The sequence below is a fragment of the Mesorhizobium sp. M00.F.Ca.ET.216.01.1.1 genome, assembly GCF_004010325.2.
Lineage (GTDB): Bacteria > Pseudomonadota > Alphaproteobacteria > Rhizobiales > Rhizobiaceae > Mesorhizobium.
In genome coordinates, this window is record NZ_SADR02000037.1 from 13,941 (window position 1) to 38,478 (window position 24,538).

The 24,538-nt window shown below is 57.8% G+C and carries 18 protein-coding genes and 1 pseudogene; 11 read left to right on the top strand and 8 right to left on the bottom strand.

Going from position 1 to position 24,538, the window contains the following annotated elements; genetic code table 11:
• Positions 1–454 precede the first annotated feature (454 nt).
• Positions 455–1,054 carry a cytochrome c gene (locus EN859_RS38380; protein ID WP_189502368.1) on the bottom strand — a complete coding sequence of 200 codons (600 nt, stop codon included), beginning with the start codon at positions 1,052–1,054 and terminating at the stop codon, positions 455–457.
• Between the two features lie 356 nt (positions 1,055–1,410).
• Here EN859_RS38380 and EN859_RS38385 point away from each other — a divergent pair, with 356 nt between their 5' ends.
• The 3 genes from EN859_RS38385 to EN859_RS31835 all read left to right on the top strand — a co-directional run bounded on the left by EN859_RS38385 (position 1,411) and on the right by EN859_RS31835 (position 5,101).
• Positions 1,411–1,554 carry a hypothetical protein gene (locus EN859_RS38385; RefSeq protein ID WP_189502370.1) on the top strand — a complete coding sequence of 48 codons (144 nt, stop codon included), beginning with the start codon at positions 1,411–1,413 and terminating at the stop codon, positions 1,552–1,554.
• Between the two features lie 1,251 nt (positions 1,555–2,805).
• Complete coding sequence (locus tag EN859_RS31830; RefSeq protein ID WP_127856567.1) at positions 2,806–4,542, top strand: adenylate/guanylate cyclase domain-containing protein; 1,737 nt, start codon at positions 2,806–2,808, stop codon at positions 4,540–4,542.
• 205 nt (positions 4,543–4,747) lie between these two features.
• Positions 4,748–5,101: a GNAT family N-acetyltransferase gene (locus EN859_RS31835; RefSeq protein ID WP_245525806.1), complete on the top strand. Its 354-nt coding sequence runs from the start codon at positions 4,748–4,750 to the stop codon at positions 5,099–5,101.
• A gap of 667 nt (positions 5,102–5,768) precedes the next feature.
• On the opposite strand, the gene EN859_RS31845 is transcribed toward EN859_RS31835, so the two are convergent.
• Positions 5,769–6,692 carry an aminotransferase class IV gene (locus EN859_RS31845; RefSeq protein WP_127856565.1) on the bottom strand — a complete coding sequence of 308 codons (924 nt, stop codon included), beginning with the start codon at positions 6,690–6,692 and terminating at the stop codon, positions 5,769–5,771.
• A 63-nt stretch (positions 6,693–6,755) separates the two neighbouring features.
• Entirely contained in the window at positions 6,756–7,697 is a 942-nt protein-coding gene (locus tag EN859_RS31850; protein WP_210237734.1) for an NAD(P)-dependent oxidoreductase, read from the bottom strand.
• Positions 7,698–8,171: 474 nt separating this feature from the next.
• Here EN859_RS31850 and EN859_RS31855 point away from each other — a divergent pair, with 474 nt between their 5' ends.
• Positions 8,172–9,380: an enolase C-terminal domain-like protein gene (locus tag EN859_RS31855; protein ID WP_127856563.1), complete on the top strand. Its 1,209-nt coding sequence runs from the start codon at positions 8,172–8,174 to the stop codon at positions 9,378–9,380.
• 570 nt (positions 9,381–9,950) lie between these two features.
• Here the strand turns inward: EN859_RS31855 and EN859_RS31860 are convergent.
• The 3 genes from EN859_RS31860 to araD1 all read right to left on the bottom strand — a co-directional run bounded on the left by EN859_RS31860 (position 9,951) and on the right by araD1 (position 13,594).
• Positions 9,951–10,622: a FadR/GntR family transcriptional regulator gene (locus EN859_RS31860; protein WP_127856562.1), complete on the bottom strand. Its 672-nt coding sequence runs from the start codon at positions 10,620–10,622 to the stop codon at positions 9,951–9,953.
• Positions 10,623–10,962: 340 nt separating this feature from the next.
• Positions 10,963–12,495, bottom strand: a complete 1,533-nt coding sequence (locus EN859_RS31865; protein WP_127856561.1) for an altronate dehydratase family protein — start codon at positions 12,493–12,495, stop codon at positions 10,963–10,965.
• A 109-nt stretch (positions 12,496–12,604) separates the two neighbouring features.
• A complete protein-coding gene (araD1, locus tag EN859_RS31870; protein ID WP_127856582.1) occupies positions 12,605–13,594 on the bottom strand; it encodes an AraD1 family protein in 990 nt (329 codons plus the stop codon).
• Positions 13,595–13,968: 374 nt separating this feature from the next.
• Between araD1 and EN859_RS31875 the strand changes: the two genes are divergently transcribed.
• The 5 genes and pseudogenes from EN859_RS31875 (at position 13,969) to EN859_RS31900 (ending at position 21,269) form a co-directional block, all read left to right on the top strand.
• Positions 13,969–15,009, top strand: coding sequence for an amino acid ABC transporter substrate-binding protein (locus EN859_RS31875; protein WP_127856560.1), 1,041 nt, complete (start codon positions 13,969–13,971; stop codon positions 15,007–15,009).
• 21 nt (positions 15,010–15,030) lie between these two features.
• Positions 15,031–16,146: an ABC transporter permease subunit gene (locus EN859_RS31880; RefSeq protein WP_127856559.1), complete on the top strand. Its 1,116-nt coding sequence runs from the start codon at positions 15,031–15,033 to the stop codon at positions 16,144–16,146.
• A gap of 17 nt (positions 16,147–16,163) precedes the next feature.
• Positions 16,164–17,345: an amino acid ABC transporter permease gene (locus EN859_RS31885; protein ID WP_210237735.1), complete on the top strand. Its 1,182-nt coding sequence runs from the start codon at positions 16,164–16,166 to the stop codon at positions 17,343–17,345.
• A gap of 652 nt (positions 17,346–17,997) precedes the next feature.
• Positions 17,998–19,010: pseudogene (locus EN859_RS31890) on the top strand (IS91 family transposase); the annotation flags it as partial.
• A 516-nt stretch (positions 19,011–19,526) separates the two neighbouring features.
• The gene (locus EN859_RS31900) at positions 19,527–21,269 is read left to right on the top strand and encodes an adenylate/guanylate cyclase domain-containing protein (RefSeq protein WP_281015648.1); all 1,743 of its coding nucleotides are present in this window, start codon (positions 19,527–19,529) and stop codon (positions 21,267–21,269) included.
• A 181-nt stretch (positions 21,270–21,450) separates the two neighbouring features.
• On the opposite strand, the gene EN859_RS31905 is transcribed toward EN859_RS31900, so the two are convergent.
• Both EN859_RS31905 and EN859_RS31910 read right to left on the bottom strand, forming a co-directional pair.
• Entirely contained in the window at positions 21,451–21,708 is a 258-nt protein-coding gene (locus tag EN859_RS31905; protein WP_127856558.1) for a hypothetical protein, read from the bottom strand.
• Between the two features lie 144 nt (positions 21,709–21,852).
• On the bottom strand, positions 21,853–22,656 hold the full coding sequence (locus EN859_RS31910) for an AraC family transcriptional regulator (protein ID WP_127856557.1): 804 nt from the start codon (positions 22,654–22,656) through the stop codon (positions 21,853–21,855).
• Between the two features lie 117 nt (positions 22,657–22,773).
• Between EN859_RS31910 and EN859_RS31915 the strand changes: the two genes are divergently transcribed.
• Positions 22,774–23,160, top strand: coding sequence for a hypothetical protein (locus EN859_RS31915; RefSeq protein ID WP_127856556.1), 387 nt, complete (start codon positions 22,774–22,776; stop codon positions 23,158–23,160).
• Between the two features lie 299 nt (positions 23,161–23,459).
• Positions 23,460–24,416: an AraC family transcriptional regulator gene (locus tag EN859_RS31920; RefSeq protein WP_127856555.1), complete on the top strand. Its 957-nt coding sequence runs from the start codon at positions 23,460–23,462 to the stop codon at positions 24,414–24,416.
• Positions 24,417–24,538 lie beyond the last annotated feature (122 nt).

The following is a 24,538-nucleotide window of genomic DNA, read 5'->3' on the forward strand; positions in this document are numbered from 1 at the left end:
GCGATTCACATTGAGGCGCGACGCCGGCGCCTCCCTCTGCGCCGAAGATGAACGTCTGTTGATGGTGCAAAGCAGGCCACATGAATTGCCTTTGCGGCACCAAGCGGTGTCGATGCCAAGTTTTCGCGGAGGCTCGCGAGATGCAATCGAAGCGCGATCGACCGGCCTTTGCTGTGCTCGTTGCCGCCGACCGATTCAAACGGCAAGATTCCACGCATCTCGGCCATTGGCGGCAGCCAATCTGATTGAGTTTTGATCATAACGCCGGTAGCATCCGCCTACATGAGACGATGGGGTTCAAGGCGCTTGGGGTCTATCACGAGGTTGGTCGCAAGTTTGGCCAATGGCATGACGTCGGCTGGTGGCAGCGACTGCCGTAGGTTCCCCTTCGATCGTCGCGAATGTCACTGACCGGACAGCGATCACGACCGCCCTTCCGCTGTCCCTGTACGACTCACTTGCGAAACGTAGCCGGTGCATGGTCTTCACCTCCAGCCTGCTGATGCCCTCCACCTTCAGAGACTTCGGTGATCTTCTCGTATTCCGATTGCGACATCTCTGGAAGACGTCGGGTAAAGGCCACCATCGCCCATAGCTCTTCCTGGTTGTGCGTTGGACCAAACGCAGGCATCCCGGTCATTTTTATGCCGTTTTGCATGATCCAATAGAGCTCTGCATCATCCAAGGTTGCAGCAGCTTTTTTAAGATCCGGCGGCTCTGGCTGCATGTTCTTGGCGAACTCCGCTCGAGAAATTCCCGGACCACCGTGACAGTAGACGCAGCCTTCCTCCTTGTAGTGAAGGCCACCGGTGCGGATCATCTCCGGATCGTCAAGCGATCGATCGAGGCTGACATTGTGGCCGGCGTGGCGTTCAATGGAGTTGTTCCGGATTGTCTCCAGCGACCAGCGGACGAGGTCCCAGTCCTGCTCGGTGGCAGCAACATTGTAGAATCCAAAATAGGTGTAGCTTGCCAGTCCGACGACGTTTGCGAGCAGGACAACAGCGATCGCAGCCAAGGTTCGCACGGTTAGCCTCATCGCGGCGGGCGTCATCGCGTAGGCCCGCCATCTGCCATCCTGAACGCCTGGCGCCGCCAATTTATTCCGCGGCTTTGCGTCACGACATCGCGAGCCGCGAATTCGAGATAAAACGGGGGGTGGTTCGGCTGGTGTGTCAATCTGTATTGAATCTGGATCCCCCAACGGGTGCGCCCCTGCGGATGGGGAGATCGGGGTGAGGAATTGACCAGCCTTCCGGGTTTTCGGAGAGAGGACCCAGGCAAAGCACGTCGTCATCAATGACAATTTCGATTTGCGCATCTTTCCGTCCCCATCTTGACGCCGCCGGCCGTGTTGACAGCTCCGACCATGGACCGGCGGCCCGCTGGCATGATCGCGGCGAGCGCACATTGACGCTCGGCCATTTCGTCGCGTTAGGGGAATTGCGCGCCACCTTCGGGTTGCAGCTTTCGGCGCTCGCCGCCGAATTCGAGATAGACGTGGAAGAAGACCTTGCGTCGATCTTCCCCGTTGGCGGCGACCGGCATGGCTAGATCGGTGACACTACGCCGGCTTTGCGCGGCTTCGGTTTTGGCGCTGGTAGTGCATCCACTGCCCGCAATGCCCAAGTCCTTCGTTGCACCACCTGCCAGTCGACGGGGTTTCGATAGACATGGCCGGGCATCAATTTCAGATCGACCTCGACGGCACGTCGCTATTGCTGGATTCCAGCGGAAAGCACCTCGACTGCCGGCAGATCGACACAAGGACCGTCTGCTTCAATGACGACCAAACGATAGTCTATTCCCTTGAGCCTGACGGGAAGCTCACGGCCGAACAGTCAATTTGAGACGGCAATTGAGAGCGACAACCCACCGAGCTCTACAGCCAAAAGGAAAGTCGGCGGCCCATCTTTCAATGAGCATTGCCTGAACCCGCCGACCTGCGGATTGCCAGTGGCCCCGCGATTCGCAGCTTTGCCGGAACCAAGGCGTGCCGTCTAGCAATGTAGGCGTGTACAGTTCCAGGTGCGGAAGTTTTCAAGACTCTGCTCTAAACCGCATCCGCCGGCCGATGATCCCGGGTATCTCGTTCCGTGGCCCTCTTCTTGCCCGATCGGACTTTCCCCCATACGAAAGCGGAATAACAATATGTGAATTCACACCGAACAGTGACCCCGGGCACCGGAACGCTTAAATGTCTGATACAGCTGCTCTTTCCAGGATTTTCGAAGGGTCACGATAGTCGCCTTCTGGGACCCCCCCGGCTACACTCATTTTCGCAATGAAATCAGCCGGTTAATCCTGGTCGACATGGGATCACTGTTCCGTGCGATTTCACACTAAAGACGATGGGCGAGTGAACAGGTCCGATTGACCAACCCCATCTAACGCCGACAACTCGTCCAGCGTCGTGAGTTGCGTTGCCGTGTCAATTTTGGCGGCTAGGAGGCTGCTTGCGCATTCTTGAGGGGCAGTGGTTCCGCTGAGGTCAACTCCCGCCGTTGGACGTGTGTCAACTGAATGGCGGGTTCTGTGCGCAACTTGCTCGTTCCAATTGACGAGGCGAAGGGCAACATTCCACAGCCAAAACAGAAGTTCGTTCGACGGCGGTCGAATGCAAACCCATGACCCTTCTGTGACGTTCTAATTGGGGCCGATGAACGACCAGATCGGGTGGGAAATCGGCCATTGGCTCACCCAATTTAGATGCTGGCAAACCAGTTTCGAAGTCCAGTCCGATAGACTTTTGAAACGGGCGCCAATACAATCCGATGCCCTGCTTTCTATGAAAGCAAATGCAAAATGGCCGAAGAACCCGCCCAACGCCGTCTTGCAGCCATAATGGCTGCCGATGTGGTTGGCTACAGTCGGCTAATGGAACTGGACGAGCAGGGCACCCTGGCCTCTTTAAAGGAGCGGCGCAGGGGAATCCTGGAGCCACTCGTCCGCGAGCATCATGGCCGTATCGTGAAGGTGATGGGTGACGGCGTTCTGGTCGAGTTCGCCAGTGCGGTGAACGCCGTGACTTGCGCAGTCGAATTCCAGAAGGGGATGATCGCCGCGAACCAAGGTCGCGCTGACGACCGTCACATTGTCCTACGCATCGGGATTAATCTGGGTGATGTCGTTGTCGAAGGCGGCGACCTTTTCGGTGATGGCGTGATTGTCGCCGTGCGGCTTCAGGCAATAGCCGGGTCGGGAGACATCTGCATCTCTGGCAGCGTCTACGACCAGGTTAAACGCAAGCTTGATTTCAGTTTCGACGAACTTGGCCCGCAAGCGATCAAGAACATCGCCGAGCCGGTGACCGTTTATCGCATCCATGCATCGAGCATTCCGGAGCATCACGGCCCGGCGGAGAAGGCCCCACTGCCATTGCCCGCCAAGCCTTCCATCGCCGTCCTTCCGTTCACCAACATGAGCAACGACCCGGAACAGGAGGCGTTTGTCGATGGCCTGACCGAAGACCTGATCACGGACCTATCGAGAACCAGCGGATTGTTTGTCATCGCCAGCAACTCTGTCTTTGCTTACAAAGGTAGGCATGTGGACGTGCGCCGCATCGCTCGCGAGCTCGGTGTGCGCTATCTCCTGGAGGGTAGCGCCCGGCGGGCTGCGGGACGAGTTCGCATCAACGCCCAATTGATCGACTCAATCGGAGGCGACCACCTGTGGGCCGAACGGTTCGACCGCAGCTTGGAGGATATTTTCGCCGTCCAGGACGAGGTGACGGGCAAGATCGTCGAGGCCTTAGCCGGCCGTTTGACGACCCAACCAGCGCGCAACAGACCTGCTAACCTGGAGGCTTATGACCTCTGTGTACGTGCGCGGGCATTGGGCTTGCAAACGGCACTCGCTGCGAAAGAGGCCATTTTCCTGTTGGAAACGGCGATCGCACTTGATCCGGAATATGCCGAGGCGCACCGCTGGTTGGCGCTGAACCTTTGGTTGGGCTGGGAGTTCTGGGACGAGCCGATCGATCCCAATCGGGCAAGAGCGTTGGCGGAAGCACAACAGGCCGTGACGCTCGATCCTAACGATGCCGGGAACCACTGGGTATTGGGCATCATCCTCGGACATGAATGTCGCTGGGCGGAATCGGATTCTGAGTTCGATGCTACCGTGAAACTGGATCCAAACTATGCAGACGCATGGGCCATGCGCTCGGATCTGATTACGCTGAAGGGCCAACCGGCCGATGCCCTCGAACACGTACGCAAGGCGCTCCGGCTCAATCCGCACCCACCCGGTTGGTATTACTGGATGTTGGGGCAGGCCCAATATGCACTTCGCGACTACGAGTCTGCGGTCCAAACACTTCGCAGGCCCGAAACCTATCGCACAACATCGCGCCGCATCCTTGCGGCGAGCCTGGCACAACTCGGGCGTCTTGAGGAGGCGCGCCGGGAGGCACAGACGTTCATGATGAGCAATCCGAATTTCACAATCCGGCATTGGTCCGCCTCGCAACCTTTCCGCGATGAAAATGTGCGGCGGCATTTTGTGGAGGGCTATCGCATGGCCGAGCTGCCAGAATGAACGGTTGGCGGGGCCGCGTTGACATGGCCAACGGAGACTTGCGGCACCGGATCGCGCGACGCGAGGATCTCACGGCTATCACCGTGCTTATGGATGCGGCGATCGCCGAACTCCAGAAGCCCTTTCTTAACGACGCCCAGATTCGATCCAGCCGTTCAATCATGGGGCTGGACACGCAGCTTGTCGATGACGGCACCTATTCGTCGTGGAGCACGATGGCGTCCTGGCAGGTTGCGGGGGCTGGAGCCGGCGCACGACGATGTACGGTGCGGATCAGTCGCCCGGACGTAACGCTGCGTTGCTTGACCCCGCCAAGGACGCGGCGCGTGTCAGAGCCCTGTATACCCATCCGGCCTTTGTCCGACGCGGTGTCGGTCGTCTGATCCTTTCGCTTTGTGAAAATGCAGCCATGACCGAAGGCTTTGCTCGTGTCGAACTGGCAGCAAACATGGCAGGTGAGCCGCTGTATCGAGCCTGCGGCTATCACCCCGCCGAGAAATTCTTCGACGACCGTGGCGGCGCTCCGGTGCCGATCCTGATGATGAGCAAGACGCTCTGAGCTAGGGCTCAAAAGGCAATCCGACCGCTGCTGGTAGTTGCTCTCGTCCAGGTCAGGAGGATGTTGGAGATTCAACCAAGCCATCTCGAACTATAACAGTGCTCCAAAGTTCGCCTGAACTTCCGTTCCGGGTCGAGTCGGACCTTCGTGGCGGTGTTCGCGAGTGTCCGGAACTGGCGGATACTGTTGAAAAAGTCCGCGTCTCGGCTGCCCATGGCATCTGCATAGAATGGCGTTCCGCGAAGACCCCAAAAGTGAATCCTGATTCCATGCAATGCGCCGGGATGGAACGGGATTCTATTATCGGTGGCGGCTTTGCGGTGCGTCGGACTTTTTCAACAATATCGGCGCATTCCAGAAACTCGTTGTTATCCGGTAATCATCATCACCAGGCTCCAGCGGCCGCTGCGATCTATTGCTGTACTCTAGCTCTGCCAAGGTGAAGGCGCTGCGGCTGTGGAGGGCGGCATGGGAGAGAAGTGGCGTACAGATCGTCACAATGGCGCAACTGGCGGCCCGTTTGGCCTGCGGCTTTACACACCCAGCGCGATCCCAGGACCTCGACCCAGCGATCCGGGCCGCGCTCGAAACCAGGAACTTCGCCGAGTTTCGAACGTGTCCAAGAGCTTGCAGGTGTTTGCCAGCGTCCCCTCTGAATCAAAAGGATTCATCGGTAATCAATTTGCGTCGCATGCCAGCCTTCGGCGCGTTTCGTCCAGAACGTTTCCCGCAGCAATGTTGACAGAGGACCAGGGCTGTCATTCCCCAGTATTCGTCCATCGATGCGAGATGCGGGCATGATGCCCCCGGCCGTGGTGGCCAGAAAGATCTCATCGGCCTCCCGCAGTTCAGCTGCACGCATCGGCCGCACTTCACAGGGAATTTCGAGTTCGTTGCACAGCTCGAGCACGGACATGCGCGTTATACCTTCAAGCGCGCCGCGGTCGGGCGTGACGACGGTTCCACCAACGATTGCGAAAACGTTGAAGCCAGGTCCCTCAGTCACCAAACCGTCAGTATCGAGCAAGATGCAATTGTCGGCTCCGCAATCATGGGCTTCGAACAATCCCCGCGTCAGGTCTCCCCAGTGGAAGTTCTTGACCGTGGGGTCAATCGACGCCTCAGATATGCGAGGCGTCTTGGCGATCATTAGGTGAGCGCCCCTCCGCTGCACTTCCTGCGAAACGACCCATACCCACGGGATTGCAAAGGCAGCCAGGTAGTTGCTGCAATTGACAGGGTGGCGCGCCAGCCCGAGCTTTGGCTTGCCGCGGAGGCAATCAACAGCGACGTAGGCCTCTCGCAGGCCCGAGAGCCGAACACATTCCGCAAGAACTTGCCGAATTTCTTCGTCGGATTCTGGCGGGGCAAGCCGAAGCTCGCACATTGAGTTGCGGAACCGACGAACATGGTCGTCCAATCTGAAGAAGGCGCCGTTCCACACGCCCACTACGTCGTACGTCGCGTCCGAGCGACGGTAACCCCAATCGGTTACCGGGATGGCCGCCTCATCAACAGAGACATAGCGGCCATTGATGTATGCCGCTCCCGTTGGCCAAATGCCAACCGTGAGGCCAGACGGTGCAGTCATATCGCGTGGTCTCCATTCTTCAATGGCAGGCGCATGGGATTGGCGATAGCGAGCGAAAAACGCTCAGGTTTGATTGCCAACCTTAGGTTCTTTTCCGCGCAGGGTTCCAATTGGGACTCCATTGATCTGCGCCTGAGCCTCAATGAGCGAAGGAACATAACTCGCGCCGAATCCAAGACAGCTTGCGAGTGCGAACGTCTGATGAATCGTTTCGCCAATAAAACTGGTGGCCCCCAAACTCTCGGCCATATGTGTGTAGTAGCGTAGGTCCTTCTGTCCGTTCGCGAGTTGGAACTTCATACCGTCAAACTCACCGGCAATTGCCTTCGGAACGAGATTGCGCAGCAGCCCGTTGGCCAGAGGGCCCGCGCTAACAACATCATACAGTTTCGCAATGTCTACGCCGGCTTTGGCAGCAGTGGTGATCGCCTCAGCTACTATTGCCGACATGCCTAAAACCATGAAATTATTGATAAGTTTTAGTTTGTGCCCCGCGCCAGGTCCGCCGACGTGAAAGACGTTCTCACAATACGCATCCAGCATTGGTCTGAGTTTTTCAAATATCTCTGGGGTGGCGCCGACCATCGTGTTTAGCCTGCCTGCTTCGGCTTCAACTGGCGTTCGCGTGAGGGGAGCGTCGACGAGGATTGCGCCGCGCTTCGCAAGTTCCGCACCAAGGCGCAAAGTCGAATCTGGTTCGCTGGTCGATGTGTCCACGACGATCAGTCCATGGTGGGCACCGGCCAGTATTCCATCCGGCCGGTAGAACGCTTCCTCGACCTGGGGCGATCCAGTCAAGCAGACGAAGACGACATCGTTTTGGCGAGCCGCTTCTGCTGCAGTATGCGCTTCCAATGCGCCGCGGCTCACGAGATCTTCAACTGGAACTCGATTGCGATGCCCAACGACGGTGAGCCGGAAACCCTTCTCAAGAAGGTTCTTCGCCACGCCATGTCCCATTAGCCCAACGCCAATGAAACCGATACGCAAGTTGGCTGCTGACAAGGGTTCCACTCCTGAGGACATTGGTTCTCAATTCCAGGTCTGAAGTCTTCAGAGACTTCGCGCCTGACCTTCTTTTTCTGTTGCCACGACGACGATTTCAACCGGGCGACCGTGCTGCTGAGCAGAACGTCGACCCGTGGATGGCTCTTTCAGGGGCAATTCATTGCGCGGAATGCTCTCCGCTCTCGCGTTTCGCCTATCTTGGGTCATCTTTTCCGACCTCGCCTGAAATCGGCCGCGTGACATTAGCTTAGTGCTCCTATACAACTGGCTATACAGTTTGGTAATACCACCTTTGCCGATAACGCGCATGCTGTCAAGGCAGATGGGCACGCCAAATCCTCAGTGGTGCTGGTTCTCCCTTTGCCCTCGCTGGACGGAGGGACCAAGGGCGAACTGAGCGGCCAGGAAATCGACGGATCAAATTAAACCGTCGCTTAAACGTGCAGTAACTAGACCCTCGGGGAGGAACTCATGAAGATCTCGACTATTGAAGTAATTCGCATTGGCGAGCCGAGATGGGATGATCTCCCATGGTGGTCGACCTCTCCTTTGGACGTCTTCTTGACAGAAGGAAGCACGCCTCCGGAGCGCCAGTCGGGTCTCTACAACAGGGCGCCAGGAACGGGCGATAACGTGTTTGCGCTAATCGTCCGTATTGGGCTCGAAAATGATATGATTGGCATCGGGTGCATTGCTCTGGGATCGGAAGCAACGGCCGTCTTTATCGAGCGCAACTTATCCCCGCTTGTCCTCGGCTCCTCGGTCTTCGATACCGAGATGATCTGGAATAAGATGTTTCGGGGAACGATCAACGTTGGGCGTCGCGGACTTGTCTTGAACGCTATCAGTGGAATTGACATAGCAATATGGGATGCTTTGGGTCACCTTCTCCAGCAGCCCGTTTACAACCTTTTGGGAGGAAAGACAAAAAAGCGATTCCGGTCCTATTTGAGCTCTGGGTATACAATGGAAGACCCCGACAGAATGGTAGATTTGGCAGCTCGCTATGTGTCGGAGGGGTATACTGCATTCAAGATGCGCTTTGGCTACGGTCCTGCAGATGGCAGGCCAGGAATGTTAAAGAACAAGGAAATTATTCGAAAGCTCCGTCTCAAACTCGGCGACAAAATGGAGATCATGGGCGACGCATACATGGGCTGGACCCGACAATACGCGATCGAGATGATCCGTATGATCGATGAATACGAGCTGACCTGGATCGAGGAGCCACTCCTGCCCGATGATGTCGAGGGGTACGCTCAGATACGCAGTTCATGTCGAACGGCGATTGCCGGTGGGGAGCATGAAGCAACGCGTTGGGGGTTCCGGCGTTTAATTGCGGCTGGAGCAGTTGATTATGTGCAACTGGACGTGAATCGGGTGGGCGGGATCACCGAGGCGCGCAAGATTTGCAACCTTGCTGCAAGTTTCGACCTTCCTGTCGTCCCTCACTCTCCTAACTTTCATAATGCGCACCTCATCATGGCCAACTTCAACGCCCCCCTGATCGAGATGTTTCCCCGCGATTACCGGGATGGCGACACATTCATTGCCGAGCTTTTCCATGGCGAACCCGTTTCGCGTGATGGGTACGTCTACCTGGATGATAGTCCCGGTTTTGGGGTGAGTCTCAACGACGAGGTTGTTGACCGATTCAGGGTGGTCAGTGGTACCACATGAGCGCGAGAGAAGCGCACTCTGCCCCTTGGCCCATGCACCGCGAAAATGGGCTCTGGTCCAGCATAGTGCCAGAGATGAGAGATGCAGCGTAGCGGATCCATCGAAGAGCGCATCATTGGGATATCGCAATATCAGAGCCGAGGTCCCGGTCTCGGCCCGGCAGAACTCGGCCGCATTGGCGAACTGGCAGATGCCGCCGCGACGTCATGCCTACCCGCCTGGAATCGCCGTCTTGCTCTCTGCAGCTCAACGGAACTGGACTGACCAATCTGGATATGCCATTCTAGGGGAAGCAAAGTGGGCAAAAGAAGTTGAACGGCCGGCGACACGTAGTCGTACTCAGCTGGTATCGGCTCCAATACACGAGGTGAGACGTACCTATGAATAGAATACCGGTGCACGTCCGGAAGGGGCAGGCTATTGAGATGGCCAAGCGGACGCTAGCCTGAATATCTCAAAGTGAGGGGTGCATCGGCCCCGAGAATCTGAGAAACTGCTTTTGAAACAAAGAGTTATCAGATCCAAGGACGGGGTCCGATGCAAACACACTGTGCATGAACCCGAAGGTCATTACTTTGATCCGGCATCCAGAAGTATTTGCCAAATATGCCTGAGGTGATCGGTCATGGCCGCCCTTGCAGCCTTCGGATCGCGTTCTTTGATCGCCGAGAGGACAGCGAGATGGTCTTCGACCCACAACGGGCGAATCTCCTTTGTCCGTCCATATTCGTCGGCTCGGAGCCACATTCGACTCTTCTGCTGGGTACTCCACAAGACCTCTATAAGTTCCATAAGGACAGTGTTGGCGGACGCTTTGGCCACCGCGCAGTGGAACAATCTATCGCCCTTCTCTGTCGGCGCATTCTGAATGTGTTCCAAGCGCATCTGCTCAGTCGCCGCCTCCATCTTTTCTAGGTCGGCTTGGATGTGATGCTCTGCGGCTAGCGCGGCTACCTCAGGCTCAAGAATCATTCGCGCCCGCAATATTTCGAATGGCGGAGCGCCAGGATCGTCAGAAGCTTGGGGCATGGAGTTGGCCACGTAGGTCCCGCTGTTGGTCCGCACGTGAACCAGTCCGGCAAGCTCGAGACTGACGACCGCCTCGCGAACGGTCGGACGGCTGACCTTGTATTTCTTTGCCAAGTCACGTTCACCAGGGAGGCGATCGCCGATCTCATACTTTCTGAGAATCAGCTCCTCGATCTTGCGGGCGAGCACTTGATAACTCCGGCGCGTTTCCAACGGTATTGTTCTCCTAAAAGGGCTCGTTGAAGGGGCTCGGTTTTGAATAATCAGAGGGCCTGTTATAGACAGGTTAACACTTCTGTTGCCGCCGCGAGGACCGGCTGCGGCGCATTGAAGTAAGCCTGACCGATATTATCGTCAAGCGACTGCGAGCACACCTCGATCGGGGCTTATCGACTGAGCTGCACCGCATGGGACAACCAAGGCGAGCACGGCCTCAGAACTCGTCTTACTGGCGAGGCCCAGAACAGCCGGACGGCGTCACAAACCACATTCTGGGCCGAGCCCTACAGGCATCGATGGCGATACCTGAAGTGTGTCTCCGATCATTCACCTGCTACATGACCGCCCCTATCGTCCAAGGAACAAATTCATTGTTCCCATAATCATACCTCTCGCTTGCCGACTTTTCTCCAGAAGCAACTGCGAGCATCTTATCGAAGATACGTTGACCCGCCTGTTCGATGCTCTCCTCGCCGGTTATGATTTCCCCACAATTAATGTCCATGTCATCTGACATCCTTTCATACATAGGCGTATTGGAGGCAATCTTAATGCAGGGCGCAGGCTTAAAGCCGGAGGTTGACCCGCGTCCGGTCGTGAAACCAATCAAGTTAGCCCCTCCGGCCACCTGTCCGGTCACCGCGACAGGATCATTGCCTGGGGTATCCATGAACACCAGGCCCTTCTGGGTGATGGGTTCCGCAAATTCGTAGACAGCATTGAGCCGCGTTGTGCCGCCCTTTGCCACGGCGCCGAGTGATTTCTCAAGAATGGTTGTCAGACCGCCAGCCTTGTTGCCATGCGAAGGGTTGTTATTGAGCTCCGCATTGTTCCGCTGCGTGTAGTCGCGCCACCACTCGATTCGTTCAAGCAGCGCCTGCGCAACGCCCGGTGTTGCAGCTCGCCGCGTCAAGAGATGCTCGGCGCCATAAATTTCAGGCGTCTCGCTTAGGACCGCGGTGCCACCCTGTTTGACGATCAGGTCCGCCGCATAGCCAAGCGCCGGATTGGCAGAAATTCCAGAATATCCGTCGGAGCCGCCACACTGCAGCGCCAACACCAGATCTGACGCGTAGCATGACGTCCGCGCAAAACGGTTGACCTCATGCAACATAGTGCCGACGCGATCAATCGCAGAGTCCACCGTCTTGCGGGTTCCTCCATATGCTTGAATGTTAAACGTTCCGAGCGTCGGATTTTCTTGTAGCTTATGCTCATCCAGCATAAGTGAAATCTGATTTGTCTCACAACCTAGGCCAATCATAACGACGCCGCCAATATTTGGATTGCTCGCGTATCCGGCAAGTGTTCGTGTCAGATAGTGGTAGCCTTCCGCGTAGCCATTGCTAGAACAGCCACTCCCGTGCGTAAACGCGACGACTCCGTCTACATTTTTATATGCACTCAATCGCTGTTCTTGACGAAAATGATCTGCAACTGCCTTGGAGACGGTGGCCGAGCAGTTCACGGACGATATGATTGCAATGTAATTGCGGGTGCCGACTTTGCCCGAAGGGCGCGGTATGCCGTTAAACCGCGCCCGCTGCGAAGCGGGAACAATTTCCGGGGCGCTTGCATCTACGCAGAACTCATGTTGTAGGGAAACGTCCCGCATAACTGCGTTATGCACGTGGACATGTGCTCCGGGCGCGATATCTTCACTCGCATAGGCGATCACCTGCCCGAATTTTCGAATGGCGCAGCCAGTGGGAATACGCTCGACTGCTATTTTGTGCCCACGAGGCACCGTATCTCTCGCGAGTAGCTTTGAATGTCCGACTTCATCTCCGCAAGCGAGCGGCCGGCGCGTGACAGCTACGTTATCTGATGAATGCAGAATGATAGTTGGTGAGATGGATTGGGTCATAATAGATCCATAACGGATTGAAGTGTATCTACATTGCCGCGGTTCGAATCCAACCTATTGCCGCAAGACAAAACCTCGATGCCGGCCGCAATCAATCGCCGACAAACAGCTAAAGGCTGCGCAGCTCAAAGGACTCGTCGACGGCCGTTGCCAACGTATTACGCAATGGCCTGCCTAGATCCGGGACATCAATTTCGAACTTGTCGCCAATTTGAGTCTGGACACCAGAGGCGCAGCTCAGCACAGGAGCGCCGAAAAAATACGCGTGAAGATCACCTGGCCGTCTGAACATCGGATATCGAAAATGGTAGTGCTCCAGATTGGAGACCGAGTGGGACATATTGTCTTCACCGCTCTGGAATTCTCCTTCCCAAATCACATGCCCCTTACGAAGAATGCGTGATTTGCCGCGAATATCAGCGGGTAGGTCACCAACGAGAAGCTCAGGGCCGATGGAGCATGAGCGGAGCTTTGAATGAGCCAGGTAGAGGTAATTCAGGGCTTCGGTGGTTTGGTCGGAAAATTCATTTCCAAGCGCAAATCCCAGCCGCCAGGGATTTCCGTCCGGCCCTATCAAGTAAAGACCCACAATTTCGGCCTCTTCTCCTCCCGACAGGGAAAACGAAGGCATTGGTAGAGCCGCTTCCGGTGGAACAACGCAGGTTCCCACGCCTTTGAAAAACCACTCCGGTTGAACGCCTACTTCGCCGAATGAAGGCTTCCCTCCTTCAAGGCCCATTCTGAATATCTTCATCGAGTCAGTAAGTTCTTCGTCAGAGCCGTGGGCGATCTCATGCATTTTGTCCCGGGCGTCCGCACTCCCTATGTGAGTGAGACCAGTGCCGGTGATCCAGAAGCGTGCGGGTTCGGGGTGGTCAACGGGCGGCAGGAGACGGCCTTCCGCAATTATTTCATTGTAGTCAGCTCGCTCAGCTCCGACTTGCGATTGGGCCTGGTCCGCGAGTGTAGAGGACCTCGACAACGACTCATTGGCAAGTTCATAGACTGTGCGCGATCGCTTCAGCACCTGTACCTGCTGACCGTCCACTATACCGACGCGACGCTCTCCGGTTTCGGAGGCAAATTGTACAAGGTGCATTCGTTTGACCCTCATCTGGCTGGAATCGCGCAATTTTCTGCAAATCGCGCTCAGGCTGGCTTGGCGAGTTGCTGCGCCTCTGTCGAATGAAGATCGGGAGCCTGCTTCAAACGCCACCGCTGAACATCCAATCTGGTATATCCAGAATGGTAAGTCCAGTGAACCAGCCTTCTGGTCGTGAGTCAAGCTGGATCGCTGAGGTGCGGCGGCGCGCCTCGGCATATTAACAATTGACAATATTCCTCTTTCCTGCCTATCTGGTAAGGCCAGTTAGGTCATACCAGATTTCAAAATTTAGCAATCCCTATGGTCCGATGGGATGCTTTCCAAATGCGACTGGACCCAGCGAAACGTTGTAAGAAGGAAGTAAGATGATGACCCGAAATATCGTCAAATATGCTGCCTTAGTCTCCATTGTGGCGGGCCTTACTGGGTCAGTCACCGCGAGTCAGGCGGCGAGTGAAAGTGCGACGCTCGACGCGGTCAAAGCGCGCGGCGAGCTGATTTGTGGCGTTGACACAGGCATGCCAGGCTTTGCGTTTCAGGATTCGTCGGGTGAGTGGAAGGGTCTCGACGTTTCGTATTGCCGCGCGATCGCGGCAGCGGTTCTCGGCGATCCGCAAAAGGTCAAGTTCATCGGAACGACCTCAAAGGTCCGCTTCACAGTGTTGCAGTCCCGCGAAATTGACGTTCTTGTCCGCGATTCTGAATATACACTGGCCCGTAATTCACAATTGCGCCTCATGGAACCAGCTGTGAACTTCTACACGGGCCAGACATTCATGGCGCGCAAGTCGCTTGGAGTGTCCCACGTCAAGGAATTGGACGGCGCCACGATTTGCGTGCTTACGGGCACCACGCTCGAAACCAACATTGCCGATTACAATCGGGCGATGAAAATCAAAATCAACACGTTGCTCTTTGATAAGCCGGAAGAGGCGTTTGCGGCAGCCGATGCACAACGATGCGATGGCTACACGGATGACAGCGGTTCGGTGGCTGCGGCGCGTTCGACCATGAAAGTGCCGGAGGACTGGGTTATTCTGCCGGAGACAATTTCGAGCCAGGCGCAAGGGGCGTTTACCCGGTACGATGATGATCAATGGACCACCATTGTTAAGTGGACACACGGAGCAATGCTCAAGGCCGAGGCTCTCGGCATTACCAAGGCCAATGTGGACGAGCTCAAGTCGACATCCACCGATCCTCAGGTCAAGAAGTTCCTTGGTGTCGAAGGTGAGCTCGGCGGCGCGCTTGGTCTCAACAACGATTTCGCGTACCAGATCGTAAAAGGCGTGGGCAACTACGCTGAAGTTTACGATGAGTATTTTGGTTCCAAAGGGTTGCAATTACCCCGCGGCCTGAATGAACTCTATACCAAGGGTGGATTGCAGTACGTCGCATCTTGGTACTGACTGGCTAAGTCGGGGATCAAAATGATCAGGCGACCGTCATCGCGGGCAGTTATCGGCCAGTGGGTCTTACTGGCAGCCCTGGTGATCGTCGCTTGGTTGCTCATCGCAACAGGTGGAGCGAATCTTGCTCGCAGGAATATGTCATTGGACTTCGGGTTTCTTGCAAACTCAGCCAATTTTGACATTCCGTTCCATCTGATATCTTGGCAGGATTCTGATACCTACGGCCGAGCTTTGATCGTTGCCGTCTTAAACACCTTGCTCGTTTCGGTCATGGGTATCATTGGAGCGACGCTTTTAGGGCTGTTGGTCGGCATCATGCGGCTCTCGGCCAATTGGCTGGTCCGAAACGTTGCACTGACTTTCGTAGAGGCTGTCCGCAATACGCCCCAAGTCGTGCAGATTGTGTTCTGGTACGTAGCGGTCCTGCAGTCATTGCCACCACCTCGGCAAAGCATTGATGTCCCGGGGGGGATATTGCTGAACGCCCGCGGCGTTTACTTGCCGTTTGCCGTCATGAATGCAAATGGGGCGCTGCTGTCATCTTTTGTGCTCGCCGCCTTGGTTGCCACCCCGATTGTCTGGCGGCTCCGCATTCGTCAGCGACGTATCGGCGTTAAAGCATTGGTATTGCCGTTGGTGGCGCTCAGTTCTTGGGTGGCTGGGGTTGAGCGAATTGAATGGCCCGCGCTGAAGGGATTCAATGTCGCCGGCGGCACTGCCATTCCGCCGGAACTGGTCATACTTTGGGCGGGTTTGACGATCTACTCGGCCGCATTCATTGCGGAGATTGTGCGGGGCTCAATTGAGGCTGTGCCCAAAGGGCAGCGCGAGGCGGCGGTGAGCCTCGGGCTGAAGTTCACACAGGTCCTCTTTCTAATCGTCCTGCCGCAAGCCTTGCGCATGATGGTGCCCCCGCTGACGAACCAGTATCTCAACTTGATTAAAAGCAGCTCACTCGGCGCGTTCATTGCGTACCCAGAGATATTTCAGATCGTCCTCGGCACGGTCCTGAGCCAATCTGATCGGGGAGTAGAGTCAATCATTTTAGTGATGGTGGTATTTCTGACAATCAATCTGGCTGCGTCTGCATTTATGAACTGGTACAATGGCCGAGTGGCCATGGTCGTCCGCTGAACGTTGGAGCACCGAGCATGGCAATCTTATTGGAGCAGCGGCCAAAGGCATCACCGACTACCTCGTCGGCGGCGTCAACGAGTTCGATGACGCGACCGATGGATCCGACGAGCTTGACCCAAGAGGGCTCAAAGGGGCTTCGTAGTCGCATCAGCAACTGGCTTCGGCGCAATCTTTTTGGTTCTCTCGCCAACACAATCCTCACCTTGTCGGTGTTGATTCTACTGGGCCTAACGGTGCCTCGCTTCATCGACTGGGCGATTACCCACGCGAGCATCGGGGGCAATTCCAAGTCAGCATGCTCCGGGGACGGGGCTTGCTGGACCTTTATCAAGGTAAGATTAGCCACCTTCATCTACGGGCACTATCCAGCAGGGGAACTGTGGCGTGTCAATGTTGCGGCTATACTCCTTGCGATCCTCATCATTCCCGTCATCCGGCAGCATGTGAAGCGGCGTGGGCTCTGGCTGCTAGGACTTGTAATCGGGTATCCCGCAGTGGCATGCGTGCTTCTTATAGGTGGCACCCTGGGGCTGCCGTTCGTTCCCACCGATCTCTGGGGCGGATTGATGCTGAACGTCGTGATGACATTCATAGCATTGGTTGGATCTTTCGTCCTTGGAACACTGCTTGCGCTCGGCCGTCGATCTACTCTGCCAATCGTTCGACTGCTATCGGTAGGGTTCATCGAGCTATGGCGTGCTGTGCCGCTGCTGACGATTCTATTCATGTCGGCGGTAATGCTGCCTCTGTTCCTGCCTGACGGCGTTTCGATCGATCGACTTGTGCGCGCAATAGTTGCTCTCACTCTGTTTACCTCGGCTTATATGGCGGAAGTTGTGCGCGGTGGCTTGCAAAGTGTGCCTGAGGGACAGGAGGAAGCAGCCTATTCACTCGGACTTCGATGGATTGACGTGCAGATTTTTGTCCTATTGCCACAGGCGTTTAGGCAAGCGCTTCCTGCAATCATCAACACGGCGGTCGAGCTCTTCAAGGACACGACCCTCGTAACAATGATCGGCGTCTTTGATTTGCTTGGTGCGGTAACCCTTGCTTCAAAGGACCCCAACTGGATCGGGTACGTGAAGGAGGGCTACGTGTTTGCGATGCTTGTTTTCTTTGTGTGTTGTTTTTCCATGTCCTTTTACGGCCGCCGGGTCGAGCGCCGTCTGAATCGCGATCGATCCAATGCAGGTTGATTGAGGTGGCTTGGTTGTGGCTGTCGGCCCGATGCCATTGAGGCTGAACAGGCCTTGCTCGGTGCCAACACACAGGGGCTGGACGTCCAAAGAGCCTTGATCGTTTCGGTTCCATGAACGAGAGAAGCCCGCGCCCCACGGAGGGGAAGGACGCGGGCTGATCGGGAGGGAACACCGATCTCGCAGCATTGGTTCACAGGAACGAATGCTGCAGGAGGCGAATGTACTGCCCGTGCAAGTTTTCCATACAGAAACAAAAAACCCCGCCGCACAGGAGAGCGACGGGGTATCAAGCTTTCACCGAGAGCGGGGTTGGACGGGCTTCGCCCGGTGCGCGGATCGTGAAAATCTTAGGCTGCCGGCTGTGTCGCGCCTACCAACCGGCAGTTGGAATGTTTCAACAGCGGCCGCGCGAGCGGCGGGCGTCACGGTGGTCGTGATAACGCATCGACCGTCGATCGCCGCAGCCTGCGACCGCGTCATGCTTCTGCGTGGCGGCATGATCGAAACCTTCGGCCCGAGCGGCGATGTGCTGCGGCAGCCAATTGTCGACAAGGGCGTCGGCAAGGGCCTTCCCGCGCAGCAGAACACCGTGGTGACAGGATCGTTCGCCACGACGATCCGCACGCACAGCAAGTGCGGGCATAACCACATCGCCTATAATTCCTGCAAGAACCGGCACTGTCCGAAGTGCCAAGGACCTGCGGCGCGGGATTGGATGGCTGCGCGGGCCGCGGATCTGCTGCCGGTGGAATATTTCCACGTAGTTTTCACCCTGCCTGCCGAGATCGCGCAGATCGCCTACTGGAACAAGAAGGCCGTCTATGACCTGCTGTTTCGGGCATCGGCCGAGACGCTGGCCACGATCGCGGCCGATCCCAAGCGGCTCGGCGCACGGATCGGCATGACCAGCGTTCTGCACACATGGGGATCGGCGCTGACGCATCACCCGCATGTCCACATCATCGTGCCTGGCGGTGGACTGTCGCCGGATGGCACGCGGTGGATCGCCTGCCGCCCCGGGTTCTTTCTGTCCGTGCGGGTTCTGTCCCGGCTGTTCCGACGTTTCTTTCTGGAAGGTTTGATAGCGATGCATCGATCAGGCGATCTGGCCTTCTTCGGGGATCTGGCCGGGCTTGCACAGGCTGACACCTTCGCCGCCTGGCTCGCGCCGCTACGCAAATCCGAATGGGTCGTCTACGCCAAGCCCCCGTTCGGCGGTCCCGAGGCCGTGCTGGCCTATCTCAGTCGCTACACCCATCGCGTGGCGATCTCGAACAGCCGCCGATCAGCGCGAATGCCGAGGCGGTCATCTTCCGCTGGAAGGATTACCGGATCAAGAACGGTGACCGTCAGAAGGTGATGCGGCTGGCCACCGACGAGTTCATTCGCCGCTTCCTGATTCACGTGCTGCCCGACGGGTTCCACCGCATCCGCCATTACGGCCTGCTGGCCGCAGCAGGCCGCAAGGCCAATGTCGCGAGGATCAGGAAACTGCTCGGGGCGGAAGCGCCATCGCAGGATAAAGCGCCAAGCGCCGAGATCATCCCGCTCACCCTCAGACAGCCATGCCCGGACTGCGGTGGCCCGATGCGCATCGTCGAGATATTCCGCCGCGGCCAGCGCCCGGCAACTCGCGCACCGCCACAAAAGGATGCCGCATGACGAAATGCACCTCACATCGGCCAAAGCCGGCCTGGATCTGCGATGCGGTCCGGGGTGGCGCCGGTTTGCCTCAAGCAACGCCCCACACCGCAAAAGCGCCGATGCGAGCCTACGAAAGGCTGCCACCCCAATCCCGATCGTGTCATCGCAAGCCTTTGAGGCAGCCTATTTGCAGCTGACGCTCCCAGCGATAGCCACCTTGGCCAACGGCAGCCGCACGCTTTCCCCATAGGCTCCACCCAGCCCCCCGCGGCTTCCTCCTTGCGAGGTTTTTCAACGCGGGCCGACACAGCCTCACTCGCCACCGTCACGCCGCGGCCCGCATCGAAAAACCTTCACCATAGCGGACTTGGCCGGATTTGCCAGTTGCTCGACCCGGTCGCGAATGACCCAAAGCGGAGATTTTCTGGTGCCGGGTCGCGGCGATCGATTGACTGAGCCGCCGCTTGCGCCAAAATACCTCGGCGCACCTAGGGGCACCCAGTGGTGGAATCAAGCGATGTCCGGCGACGGCTGGTGGCGGTCTTCGCGGCTGACGTTGAAGGCTATTCCCGACTGATGGGTGCTGACGAGGTCGGCACGCTCAAGTCGCTGACCGAGCGCCGTGCGATCCTCGACAAGGCCATTGCGGATCACAGGGGCCGCATCGCGAACACGGCGGGGGACAGTGTGCTTGCGGAGTTCGGGAGCGCTGTGGATGCCGTGCAGTGCGCGGTGGAAGCGCAGGCCGCCTTGGGTGAAGCGAATGCCGGGCTGTCATCTGATAAACGCATCAACTTCCGTATCGGCATTCACGTGGGAGACGTGATGGTACGCGCTGGCGATCTGTTCGGCGATGGCGTGAACATCGCCGCGCGGTTGCAAGCCTTGGCGCAACCGGGAGGCGTTTGCGTCTCTGGTGAGACCTATGGGCAAGTCAGAAAGGTTCTGCCCATCGCCTTCACTGATCTTGGGGCACAGCAGGTCAAGAACATCGAAGAGCCGGTGAGGACGTACGCAGCGACTGGGCTCGGTGAAACTGTCGGTGTGGTCGCAATTCGATCCGAAGAGATTTTCAAGCCTCTATCGCTCCCTGACAAACCCTCCATTGCCGTGTTGCCTTTCCAGAATATGAGCGGTGATCCAGAACAGGAATACTTTGCTGATGGTATGGTGGAAGACATCATCACCGCGCTGTCCCGTTTTAAATGGCTGTTCGTGATCGCCCGCAATTCAACGTTCACATACAAGGGACGGTCCGTTGACATCAGGCAAGTTGGACGGGAACTAGGTGTTCGTTACGTGTTGGAAGGGAGCGTGCGAAAGGCGACCGGACGAGTAAGGATCACAGCCCAGCTCATTGACGCGGAGACCAGCGCACACATATGGGCAGATCGCTACGACCGCGCCGTCGATGACATCTTTGCCTTGCAGGATGAGATTACACTAAGCACCGTCGCCGCAATCGAGCCCAGCGTGCGCCAAGCCGAAATTGAACGCGCCAAGCGCAAACGGCCGGAAAATCTCGACGCCTACGACCTTGTGCTACGTGCGACCCCTTTGGTGGATACTGGAATGCCGGAAGGCGCGTCGCAGGCAGTGCCACTCCTTGAGCGCGCACTTTTACTTGAGCCGAACTACGCGCTTGCGCACGGCCAAACGGCGTTTTGCAATGAGATACTGTATCTCCGAGCGGGAAGGCGTGAAGACAATCGCAGAGCGGCGATACGGCACGCGCATATTGCAGTGGCGCTTGGCCCCGACGATGCACCAGCGCTTGTTTATGCCGCAATCGCGATTGGTCTAGTCGAACATAACCGTACCTTGGCTCAGGAGACGTTCGAGGCCGCTCTTGCAATCTCCCCATCGGCAGCGTGGGCATATTCTTGGGGCGCGTTGATTCTGGGCTGGGGAGGGGAAGCCGAGCGTGCAATCGACTGGGGCGAGCGGGGCATCCGCCTTAGTCCGCTCGATCCGTGGATTACGGCGGCGCTGCACGGCGTTTGCATGGGTCACTTTCTTCGGGGGCGCTATGAAGATGCTGCGGTGGCAGCGCAACGGGCCATTCGTAGCAAACCAGGTTTCAGTGTCTCCCACATGTTCCTGGCAGCGGCGCTTGCTAAACTCGGTCGAATGGAAGATGCGAAAGCGGCTGCCGAGCGCGTGATACAACTTCAACCCAACTTCAGCAGCACCGGTCAGTGCTCCGCCATCGGTTGCGTGCCGGTGCTCGCGGGACCTCTTATCGAAGCAATGCGCGCCTCAGGTCTACCCGAATGACACCCACGCGCCTGACTCGCAGCCATCATGGCCGCAGATGTCGCTGGGTTCTCAGCGGCGATGGAGCGCGACGCGGAAGGCACGCAGCATCCGGAATGGCCCATCGCGTCATTTAGCTGCGCTGCAAACGTTGGTCTTTAACGCGCCTTTAAGGCTAAGTGCCTGTTTTTACTCGGCGCCGTTACCAAACGCTTCCAACCGGCGGCGGGCGCTGGAAGCTTTTTGCCGGCAGCACGAACTGTTCCTCCGACACGGAGAAGGGGCAAAAATGGCGTTCCCTTTCGGAACTACGCCGCCGCCGCATGACCGCCGCCAGCGCGGCGCGACCCTCGATCCGAAACATGATGCCGAAAGTGACGGCAGCGAAAAGTACGGCGCGCGCCGTCGTCACCCCGGCGAGGTATCGCCCATTCTCGGACCAGACGTCGTGCCAGTCCATGAGACGGTGCCGGTCTGCCACAACTCGTCAAGGGCGCGGTGCGTCGCTTGCCGAATGGCCATCGTTTATGCCGTGCTGAGGCATTCCCAATTGTCTGAATGGTTGGAAGCTGGTTTAACGGACGCTTAGTGCCGAGTTCATCGACTAGCGAGATCCATCCCGGAGCGCGTCGAACTCGCGCGGCGGCTGCCCGGTCACCCGTCTGAACACGCGCGAGAAGGCGGCCGCGCTGTCGTAGCCGACCTGCGCCGCGACACTCTTGACCGGTTTGCCCTTGCCGAGAAGCTGGCGCGCGATCGTCATGCGCCAGACCGTCAGGTACTCAATGGGCGTCAGGCCGACCAGCGTCCGAAAATGATCGGCGAACCGCGTGCGTGACATGCCCGCAACGTCGGCCAGATCCTCAAGCTTCCAAGGCTTCTTCGGGGCCTCGTGCATCGCGGTCAGCGCCTTGGCCAGGCGTGGGTCGGCGAGCCCGGCGAGCACGCCGGTCGAAATGGCGCCGCTCTCAACGACGTGACGCACGATTAGGATCAGGAGATAGTCGAACAGCCGGTCGAGCGCCGCCTGGCGGCCACCAGCTTCGGAGAAGGCTTCGCCGACCAGCAGATCACAAACCGGGCCCAGCGCCGGATGAGCAGCGAGCGGCAGGACCACACATTCAGGCAGGCCCTGGCCAATCGGGTTGCCCTCCGCACCCCCGAGTTCGACGGTCGCGCATACAAGGTCGGCTCCGCGCTCGGGATCAACCGCGAAACTGTGGGTCCGCCCGCGCGGCAAAAACAGCAGGGTCGGCTCAACGAGTTCGAGGTCGGCTTGTCCGTCCTGGGTGACCGTGAGCGCGCCTGCCTTGAACAGGTGCAAATAGCCCACACCAGTGAACTGCAACGTCTGACACAGGTTCCCGATGAAGAACGTCCGGGCCGTCGGCGTTACGTGGGCGAACAGGGCAGCGAAGGGGGTCCATCGGGACGATCAGCAAAATTATTGGCACCAAGCGTCACCCATAGTCTTCCATATGAGCGGTGTGCAAGTCCCCAGTCCTTGATCAACCGGAGAAGTTCCATGAATATTCGCTTCGTCACAAAGACCGTTCACGCCTTCCTCGACTATCCCGTCGCGCTGAGCCTGATGGCAACGCCGTTCCTGCTCGGACTCGGCCATGCCAATCCGCTGGCGCTCTGGGTGTCGGTCGCAACCGGCGTCGCCGCTCTCATTCTGACCCTGTTCACCAATCACAAGACCGGTGTAGTCCGAGTGCTGCCATATGGGCTGCATGTCGCGGTTGACCGCCTCGTCGGCATTACTTTCGTCGCCGTGCCCTTCGTGCTCGGCCTGCAGGGGCTGGACGCCTGGTACTACTGGGCGAACGGTGCTGCGGTTCTCCTCGTCACCTTGGTGCTCAACGCGCCCGAAAGCGGGGAGCGCGCGCTGAAGTCGGCGCACCCCTAAGAGCCTTTGCTAACGTGGCCGCGGCCGAGTTAACCCTCGGCCGCTGCCGGTGCTCGAACCACCAAGGTTCGCTCGCCAATAGCGATCCGCTTCGCTGCGGCGCACGAGTCCGGATTTGGCGCATCGCGACATTTGCCGCGGTTGCACAAAAGCGGTGTCGGGCCGAAGCGGACATCACCGATGATTTATGAGTACGCGCCCTAGGCCCGGTACGGAGCCAGGTTTGGAACGTGGGCGACCAGTAGAACCAATGCGCAATTACGATAAGATGTTTCAGCATTTCCGGTTTTCGGGGTCCAATGTCTGAAGTGGACTGGCTTAGCCATCTCTTGCAAATCATCACCGTTACCGGCCAGCTCGAGGTCCGCTGCGCCTACGGTGCGCCGTGGCGCATTGCCTGGAGCAGGGCTGCCGCGAATGAAATTCCCTACCACGTGGTAGTCAAAGGTCGGGCCATTTTCGAGGATCCGGAGTCGAAAACGGCGCAGGAGCTGGTGAGCGGAGATATCGTATTGCTCCCTCACGGCGCGGCGCATGCGCTGCACGACGGTAGCGGGCAAACGCCCATCCGGACGCACGAAAGCCTGGGCTCTGCCGGATGGATGCTGAGCGAAAACGACAGCCAGGGTGAGCAACTGGATCTGCTGTGCGGGCGGTTTTTCGTTGCGCCGCCCCATGATCGGCTGATCCGCAACTACCTGCCCACGACTCTGGTGGCGCGGTCTATGGACGGCCACGCAGAAGAGGAGATTGAGTCTGCTTCCAACCAACTGGCCAGTCTGGTCGGGCTGATGCGAACGGAGTCCGCCGGCAACAGGGCCGGAGGACGCGCCATTCTCAACGCGCTTTCCTCGGCACTATTCACATTGGTCCTGCGCGCCGCGAGCCAATCTGGAAAAGCCCCAGAGGGCTTGTTGGCCCTGGCCGGCCATCCACGCCTTGCTCCAGCCATTGCGGCGATGTTCGCCGATCCAGCACGGCCTTGGAAGCTGCCCGATCTGGCCGATTTGTGCGGCATGTCACGAGCCACGTTCATGCGCCAGTTTCAGGACAAGCTGGGTCGCTCCGCCCTCGATTTGTTGACCGATCTCCGCATGAGTCTGGCCGCAAACGAGTTGAAGAAGCCAGCGATCAGCACTGAGGCCGTGGCCGAGACCGTTGGGTACCAATCCGTTTCGGCATTCCGGCATGTCTTCGCTGAAAGGATGGGGATGACGCCGGGCGAGTGGCGGCGACTGGCGCACAAGGGCGAGTAAGACGCGCGGTCCGGGTTCCGGAAGGCGCAGTTTGATCCTTTCGCGCATCATATTGAGCTAAATCAGTCTCGAAATCATCACTCATCCCCGTAAATTGGGCTCCGTAATCACTTGATGAAGGA